The organism is Desulfovibrio faecalis, from assembly GCF_053570625.1.
On sequence record NZ_JBRBQR010000001.1, the window covers coordinates 2912183 to 2920000 of the forward strand.

At 52.4% G+C, this 7818-nt stretch carries 6 protein-coding genes and 2 rRNA genes (1 of these 8 running past the window's edge); 3 read left to right on the forward strand and 5 right to left on the reverse strand.

The window, feature by feature from the left end; all coding sequences use genetic code 11:
• The first annotated feature begins 41 nt into the window (after positions 1 to 41).
• On the forward strand, positions 42 to 626 hold the full coding sequence (locus ACUZ79_RS12895; RefSeq protein WP_449251834.1) for a TetR family transcriptional regulator C-terminal domain-containing protein: 585 nt from the start codon (positions 42 to 44) through the stop codon (positions 624 to 626).
• A gap of 126 nt (positions 627 to 752) precedes the next feature.
• On the forward strand, positions 753 to 1418 hold the full coding sequence (locus ACUZ79_RS12900; RefSeq protein ID WP_240825196.1) for a type 1 glutamine amidotransferase domain-containing protein: 666 nt from the start codon (positions 753 to 755) through the stop codon (positions 1416 to 1418).
• Positions 1419 to 1531: 113 nt separating this feature from the next.
• Here ACUZ79_RS12900 and ACUZ79_RS12905 read toward each other — a convergent pair whose 3' ends face one another.
• Positions 1532 to 2029 carry a nitroreductase family protein gene (locus tag ACUZ79_RS12905; RefSeq protein ID WP_291445033.1) on the reverse strand — a complete coding sequence of 166 codons (498 nt, stop codon included), beginning with the start codon at positions 2027 to 2029 and terminating at the stop codon, positions 1532 to 1534.
• 36 nt (positions 2030 to 2065) lie between these two features.
• A complete protein-coding gene (locus tag ACUZ79_RS12910; protein ID WP_449251835.1) occupies positions 2066 to 2605 on the reverse strand; it encodes a flavin reductase family protein in 540 nt (179 codons plus the stop codon).
• A 515-nt stretch (positions 2606 to 3120) separates the two neighbouring features.
• Between ACUZ79_RS12910 and ACUZ79_RS12915 the strand changes: the two genes are divergently transcribed.
• Positions 3121 to 4254: a DUF362 domain-containing protein gene (locus ACUZ79_RS12915; protein ID WP_449251836.1), complete on the forward strand. Its 1134-nt coding sequence runs from the start codon at positions 3121 to 3123 to the stop codon at positions 4252 to 4254.
• Positions 4255 to 4415: 161 nt separating this feature from the next.
• Here the strand turns inward: ACUZ79_RS12915 and ACUZ79_RS12920 are convergent, their stop codons facing one another.
• The 3 genes from ACUZ79_RS12920 to ACUZ79_RS12930 form a co-directional block, all read right to left on the reverse strand.
• Positions 4416 to 4919 carry a prolyl-tRNA synthetase associated domain-containing protein gene (locus ACUZ79_RS12920; protein WP_449251837.1) on the reverse strand — a complete coding sequence of 168 codons (504 nt, stop codon included), beginning with the start codon at positions 4917 to 4919 and terminating at the stop codon, positions 4416 to 4418.
• A gap of 1062 nt (positions 4920 to 5981) precedes the next feature.
• A 5S ribosomal RNA gene (rrf, locus tag ACUZ79_RS12925) occupies positions 5982 to 6096 on the reverse strand.
• Positions 6097 to 6142: 46 nt separating this feature from the next.
• Positions 6143 to 7818: ribosomal RNA gene (locus ACUZ79_RS12930) — 23S ribosomal RNA — on the reverse strand (it continues 1258 nt past the right edge of the window).

The window sequence follows — 7818 nt, forward strand, 5'->3', positions numbered from 1 at the left end:
AGATATTGACATCACCAGCAGACCGGTCTAATTTTTTAGTTATGAAAGAAAGCGCACGAGAAAAAATCATTGCTGTAGGTGTTGAAATTGTCGCTGTTTCCGGCTTCAACGCCACAGGCATAGATGCCATACTCAAGGCGGCGGGCGTGCCGAAAGGCTCGTTCTACCACCATTTTGGCACCAAGGAAAACTTCGGCATTGAGGTCATCAACCTCTTTGCTGAAAACTATACAAAAAAACTGCACGGCTACCTTGATGATGAAACGCTGCCCCCGCTCCAGCGCATCCGCAGGTATCTGGAAGAAAGCATTGGACGTACAGTGCAGGACAACTTCAGCAAGGGTTGCCTCATCGGAAATCTGGGACAGGAGCTGGCCGCTCAGAGTGAACGGTTCAGATGCCGCCTGGAAGAAGTCTTCCACGACTGGCTCGGCCTGTTTGCCAAGTGCCTGCACGAAGCGCAACAGGCTGGCGAACTGAATCCGGGGCTTGATCCCCAGTCGCTTGCAGGCTTTCTCCTCTCTGGCTGGGAAGGAGCCATTTTGCGGGCAAAGGTCATGCGCTCGCCCGAGCCACTGAAACAATTTGTGACCGTGCTGTTCTCAAGGGTTTTAACAGCAGGGTAATTATTACGCCGCAGCAAAACCGACTGAGCCTGAAGCAGCGGGCCAAGCCCGCGCATGCCAGGGGCACTGCCAAGTCAAATCTGCGGCATCCCAACCCACACCACACTTACAACAGCGAGCATTCTTATGAACGCGCAGAAAAAAATACTCATGGTTACGACCAGCGCCGATGCCCTGACCAACGGCAGAAAAACAGGCGTGTGGCTTGAAGAAATCGCGGTTCCCTATCTTGCGCTGGCAAAGGCCGGCCTCTCCATAACCGTTGCCAGCCCCAAGGGCGGCGCAGTGCCAGTTGATCCCCACAGCCTTGATGATGCCTCTGTTGCCAAATGGCCCGACATCCTTGAACTGCTGAAAAATTCTGCACTGCTCAAGGATATTCAGGCCGAAGGCTTTGACGCCATCTTCCTGCCTGGCGGGCACGGCACCATGATGGATTTTGCCACCGATGCCGAGCTGAAACGCCTGCTCAACGATTTTGCCAAAGCAGACAAGATAATCGCGGCAGTGTGCCACGGCCCGGCTGGGCTGGTAGGGGCAAAAAAAGCTGACGGCTCCCCCCTTGTGGCGGGTAAAACCATAACGGCCTTTACCGATGATGAAGAAATTGCCATGCAGCTGGAAAAGGCAGTTCCTTTTATGCTCGAAACAACGTTGCGCAACGAAGGCGCGAACTTTGTGGTCGGCCCCATGTGGACACCGCACGTGGAAGTGGACGGCAAGCTCATAACCGGGCAAAACCCGGCCTCCAGCGAACCCATTGCCCAGGCGGTTCTTGAACGTCTGCGGTAAGTGATCACGCACAAATACATCAACGCCCGGTTCCCCATTGCTCAGGGGAACCGGGCGTTTGTCGTTGATTTTGGTCTGGCTTCGACAGCAAAGTGCGGAAGCCAGGCCAAAAGTTATTTCACGTAGTGGATGCGCTCTGCATTAAACCTGTCCTGCTGCGTTTTTTGCTCCGCAGGATAGCCTATGGGGAAAATGGCAAAGGCCCTCTGCCCTGCTGCCACAGGCAGAATTTTTTCCACCTTTTCCATTCGGTCTTCGTCAGGGGCAACACCAAGCCATACGCCGCCCAGCCCCAGCGAATCCACCGCCAGCCAAAGGTTTTGCATAGCGATGGCAAGATCGATCTGCGCATATTGTGGAAAGCGGCAGCCCTCCTGCCGATAGGCAGCCACAATGGCCAGGGGGGCATTTGCGGCGCACCCAGCATAAGGGCTGACCTGAGCAAGCGCGTGCAGCTTTTCTCTGGATGTCACCACATAAAAATCCCACGGCTGTTGATTGCCTGCAGAAGGTGCGGCCATGGCGGCACGCAAAATCTGCTCGACCTTGTCACTTTCAACGGCGCGGTCTTCAAACTTGCGCACGCTGACCCTGTGGAAAATCTCCTTCATGGGAACCCCCTCGGTTATTGTGCTGCCAAATTCAACTTATTGCAGAATGTATGCGCTGACAATTTCGCCATAATAGGCGATGTGCGCATCCCGGTTTGCCCCAACTGCCGAGCCGTCAACATCCTGAGGGTAAAACTTTGACTGGTATTCGGTGATCAGGCTGGGGAGATCCAGCTTCTGCTTGTAAACTACCTTGCACTCAAGGGTGAGAGGCAGCTCCTTGATGGCGGGCACAGAAACAAGTTCTGAGTCCACAAGAGACAGGCCTGCTTCAGAAATCTTGTCCAGGTTGCGTCCGCATTTGGAGCCGCAAATGCCGAGAATTTTTTTGCTGTATTCGCCAAAGGGCACATTGACCGTAAATTCTGGATTTTTATCCAGCAATTCGCGTGTAAAGCGGTGCTCGCGCACATAGGCCACAAATACCGGGCTGGACCAGTCAATGCCAAGGGTTCCCCAGCCAATAGTCATGCTGTTTACCCGGCCATCTGCCTTTGAGGTAAGCAATATACCCTTGGGCAGAGCTTCAAGAATATTTTTGGCGTATTCGGCAACAATAATTTTTTTTCTTTCCATAATTCTGTCCTCATTGGGGTGGTGATATTCTGCGGGCTTAAAAGCCCCTAGGCAATTTGCGGGTGCAGCCAGAACGGGTTTGGTGGAGCATTGAGGATTCTTACGAATCGGTTTGCATTACCTTGAAAAAAATTTTGCCTGTTTCCCGTGTTGTGAAATCATTATTAGACCGGTCGTATAATAAGTCAAGCAGATTTATTTGTACGCGCCACGTGGGCATATTCGGCAGCATAACCATCTGCAATATTATGATTTTGGAGAATAAGGCAAACAAACAGGAGAATCGTGCTAGCGACCAACCCCTTGCCAGGGGTATGAAAATGTCGGAATTAAGGCCTGCCCGCTCTTGGCAGCCCCATGTCGCATACGGAATTCTCCTCATGGCAGCCCGCACCCATGAAAGCGAGAAACAAAAAATTTGTAACCGCGCACAAGTTGCTGCACTTTTTGGCTCACGCTCAATTGTGCAATACAATCTTTCCGGTTCATACAGCTAAACGCAAAGGTGAATACTTATGGAAAAAGCAAAGGTGTACTTTACAGATTTTCGCACCAAGGCTTTTGGCGATGGCTTGCCCACCAAGTTAAAGAAAATGATCAAAAAGGCAGGCATCGGACATATTGATATGAAGGGTCGCTTTGTTGCCATCAAACTGCACTTTGGAGAGCTTGGCAACATCAGTTACCTGCGCCCCAACTATGCGCGCGCTGTTGTTGACACGGTCAAGGATTTTGGCGGTAAACCGTTCTTGACCGACTGCAACACCATGTATCCCGGCAGCCGCAAAAATGCCCTGGAACATCTGGAATGCGCCTGGCAGAACGGTTTTACACCCCTTACGGTGAATTGCCCCATCATCATTGGCGACGGGCTCAAAGGCACGGACGAAGCCCTGGTCCCCGTGGTGGGCGGCGAATATGTCAAAGAAGCAAAGATTGGCCGCGCCGTTATGGATGCAGATATTTTCATCAGCCTCACCCACTTTAAGGGGCATGAAATGACCGGCTTTGGCGGAGCCATCAAGAACATCGGCATGGGGTGCGGATCGCGCGCTGGTAAAACGGAGCAGCACAGCAACGGTCAGGCCAATATCAACGAATCGCAATGCGTTGGCTGCAAGGCCTGCATCAAACAATGCGCCAATGACGCCCTGCACTACTCCGCTGAAACCAAGAAAACCACGGTCGATCACAATAATTGCGTGGGCTGTGGCCGCTGCTTGGGCGCGTGTAATTTCGACGCCATTTCTTTCGCGCATGATGCCGCCATTGAAATGCTCAACTACAAAATGGCGGAATACACCAAGGCCGTGCTGGACGGTCGCCCACACTTTCATATTTCGCTGATTGTGGATGTTTCACCCAACTGCGATTGCCATGGCGAAAATGACGCGCCCATTTTGCCCAACATCGGCATGTTCGCCTCATTTGACCCGCTGGCGCTTGATCAGGCCTGCGTGGATGCCTGTATGAAGGCAAAACCCCTGCCCGGCAGTCAGCTTGCTGAAAATATTGCGAAAAAAGGTTTTGTGGACCACCACGACCACTTTAAAAATTCTGGCCCTGAATCCGAGTGGCGCACTTGCATGGAGCATGCCGAAAAAATCGGCCTTGGCACGCGCGAATATGATCTGATTGTGGTGAAGTAGGCAGCAATTATTGCAAGCACAAAACTGGCCGGGGCAACCCGGCCTTTTTGCGTAATGCCGCATGAGTTAGAAGCCGTAGTCAACAAAGAGGCAATGCACAGGTAAACGCCAAAGGCTCCTTAACCAGCATTACTGGGGTGGGCATATAGAATTTGCCAAAGTCAGCCATCCAGCGCGACCAGATGAATGCGGTTTCCATGTGCCTCAACAGAACGGCAAAGGTCGTCAAAAGAAATCCAGACAGTTGCCGTATTGTCATTGGGATGAACGCCAAGGCAGGGATTACCATCAAGGGCAGAATCAAATACAAGCTCAACTTCGCAGCCGTCGTCATTGAGAATGCCAAAAGGAGTTACTTCCCCTTGGGCCAAATCCAGATACTTGGCGAGGCGCTCTTGCGAGGGAAAGCTTAGCCGGGAAGTACCCAGTTTTTGCTGCAAGACCTTCAAGGGTGCAGCTTTAACATTGGACATGGTCACGAGAAAATGCCGCTTCCCAGCGGAATCTCGCAAAAAAAGATTTTTGCAGACGTCACCTTTAAGATTAATCTTCAGGGCCTTCATTTCATCAATTGAGAAAACGGCCGGATGCTCCGTCACTGTGTACTCCACTCCAAGCCGCTTCAAGTAGTCATAGACTTTTTGTCGTTTCTCAAGATTAGACATTGCATCTCCATAGCAGCATATCAAAAAATACGTGTTCTCAGAGACTGGCATACACGTTTAAATATTGCCCATACGTCATATAGGATCATACAGAAAATTAGTTTAAATCCAAGCTTCTGCTGATGCAAGGAAGAGCATTTTCTCCTGCAGAGAACGCGTGTAGTGCGCTTTCACCTCAACGGCCTGGGATTTACCTCTTGGCTGCGATGATCTATTTAATATTAACTGCCCTTCGGGCATGGGATTCCGCCGTCCGGCGGAGTTTGGTACGCCTGTGCGGCGCGCAGCAAGGCGGGGCCTGTTATGGGGCTACGCCCCCTTCTCGGCCCCCCTTGCATCCCCCCCGAAGCACCCCGAAGAGGGACTACCAATTACCCCAGCATGGCGAGGGCAACGCGGCTGAAGCTCCGGGAGCTTCCTTCCCTCGCTGCGCTCGGTCAGGCGATCTCCCTCCGCGCCGCGTAAATGCCAGATGGCGCATTTGCTTGGATAAAGTCCGTTTCAGCCAACTCCCCTGACAACAATTATACTGTTAAAGCTGGTCGTTGGCTCAAGATGTCTCGCCACAATCGCGGGAATGATGTGAAATGGTTGTGACGCCGCCTTCCATCCCAGCCTTTCTTACGGCCTGCCATCAAAAGGTGGTTGTGGCGTTGACTTCCTTAGACTCGCCGGAGCGTGAGTGGAGGCGATGTGCGGGTGTTGGACGAATTTGCAAAATACGCATTTTGCGGCCTGAAAAGGAAGCGCCGGGATTTTGAGCGCAGCGTACTCAAGTACGTGAGCATCAAAATTTCGGCGCTGACGCATTCAGGGCGTAAAAGACGGGTTTGCGTAAATGCGGCTGACAGGCTCTGGCAGAACTGCAAGCGGTGAGGTTCAAGGGATTTCGGGCAGAGGGAGGCTGTGAAGCAAGAAGGAGAAGGAAGAAGAAGGCCACGCCCAAGGTGGCGTTGCGGTAAAGCGGAGGGATGTTGGCAGGCGAGAAGGCCGCGAGGAAGGAGCAAGGGGGGAAACGACAAAGCCCCTTGCGCTAGTAGCAGCAAGGGGCTTTGGAGCAATCGTTGACAGCGGCCTACTTTCCCACATGACGTTATGCAGTATCATCGGCGATGGAGAGCTTAACTTCCGAGTTCGGAATGGGATCGGGTGTACCCTCTCCTCCATGGCTATCAACGAAATTTGTCAAAATATTAATTGACAGGGACGGAAGGATTTTTTTCAAACACAAGCCGCACGGGCTATTAGTACTGGTCAGCTCCACACCTCGCGGCGCTTCCACCTCCAGCCTATCAACGAGGTAGTCTACCTCGGCCCTTTAGGGATTGCTCCAGGGAGAACTTATCTTAAGGCAGGCTTCCCGCTTAGATGCTTTCAGCGGTTATCCCTTCCGCACATAGCTACCCTGCTGTGCCGTTGGCACGACAACAGGTCCACCAGGGGTGCGTCCATCCCGGTCCTCTCGTACTAGGGACAGGCCCTTTCAATTCTCCAGCGCCCACAGAAGATAGGGACCAAACTGTCTCACGACGTTTTAAACCCAGCTCGCGTACCACTTTAAACGGCGAACAGCCGTACCCTTGGGACCTGCTTCAGCCCCAGGATGTGATGAGCCGACATCGAGGTGCCAAACCGCATCGTCGATGTGAACTCTTGGATGCGATCAGCCTGTTATCCCCGGCGTACCTTTTATCCAATGAGCGATGACCCTTCCATTCGGGATCACCGGATCACTAACACCTACTTTCGTACCTGCTCGAGATGTCTCTCTTGCAGTCAAGCTCCCTTATGCGTTTGCACTCGACGGCTGGTTTCCAATCAGCCTGAGGGAACCTTTGCATGCCTCCGTTACTCTTTAGGAGGCGACCGCCCCAGTCAAACTACCCACCAGACACTGTTCCCTCACCGGATAACGGTCGAGGGTTAGGGACCTGAAAAAACAAGGGTGGTATTTCAACAATGACTCCCCCCATACTAGCGTACAGAGTTCACAGTCTCCCACCTATCCTACACATGCAGTTCCAAATCCCAATGTCAAGCTATAGTAAAGGTGCACAGGGTCTTTCCGTCTTTCTGCGGGTACACGGCATTTTCACCGCGACTTCAATTTCACCGAGTCTCTGGCCGAGACAGTGTGGAGATCGTTACGCCATTCGTGCAGGTCGGAACTTACCCGACAAGGAATTTCGCTACCTTAGGACCGTTATAGTTACGGCCGCCGTTTACCGGGGCTTCAATTCGAAGCTTCGCTTGCGCTGACCTCTCCTTTTAACCTTCCGGCACCGGGCAGGCGTCAGTCCGTATACGTCGTCTTTAGGACTTCGCACAGACCTATGTTTTTAGTAAACAGTCGCCACCACCATTTCTCTGCGGCTCCCTCAGGCTCGTTAAGTGAATTAACTTCACCCGGAGGAGCACCCCTTCTTCCGAAGGTACGGGGTTATTTTGCCGAGTTCCTTGGCCAGAGTTCTCTCGAGCGCCTTGGATTATTCATCCCACCCACCTGAGTTGGTTTGCGGTACGGTTTGCACATCCTAAACTTAGAAGATTTTCTAGGCAGTATAGGCTCAACAGCTTCAGACCTTACGGTCACGGACTCGCGTCTCGACGTAGAGCAGTACGGATTTGCCTGTACCACACGTCTACCTGCTTGCACCGGGACAACCAACACCCGGCCTGTCTACCTTTCTGCGTCCCTCCATCGCACAGATGTACAAGTACGAGAATATTAACTCGTTTCCCATCAGCTACGCCTTTCAGCCTCACCTTAGGGACCGACTAACCCTGGGAAGATTACCTTTACCCAGGAAACCTTGGGTTTACGGCGAACGGGTTTTTCACCCGTTTTATCGTTACTCATGTCAGCATAATCACTTCTCCACAGTCCAGCATGCTTTAC

What these genes read in the sequence shown, in the direction of transcription:
- ACUZ79_RS12895 (WP_449251834.1), top strand. Translation starts at nt 42, where the DNA reads ATGAAAGAAAGCGCACGAGAAAAAATCATTGCTGTAGGTGTTGAAATT.
- ACUZ79_RS12900 (WP_240825196.1), top strand. Translation starts at nt 753, where the DNA reads ATGAACGCGCAGAAAAAAATACTCATGGTTACGACCAGCGCCGATGCC.
- ACUZ79_RS12905 (WP_291445033.1), bottom strand. Translation starts at nt 2,029, where the DNA reads ATGAAGGAGATTTTCCACAGGGTCAGCGTGCGCAAGTTTGAAGACCGC.
- ACUZ79_RS12910 (WP_449251835.1), bottom strand. Translation starts at nt 2,605, where the DNA reads ATGGAAAGAAAAAAAATTATTGTTGCCGAATACGCCAAAAATATTCTT.
- ACUZ79_RS12915 (WP_449251836.1), top strand. Translation starts at nt 3,121, where the DNA reads ATGGAAAAAGCAAAGGTGTACTTTACAGATTTTCGCACCAAGGCTTTT.
- ACUZ79_RS12920 (WP_449251837.1), bottom strand. Translation starts at nt 4,919, where the DNA reads ATGTCTAATCTTGAGAAACGACAAAAAGTCTATGACTACTTGAAGCGG.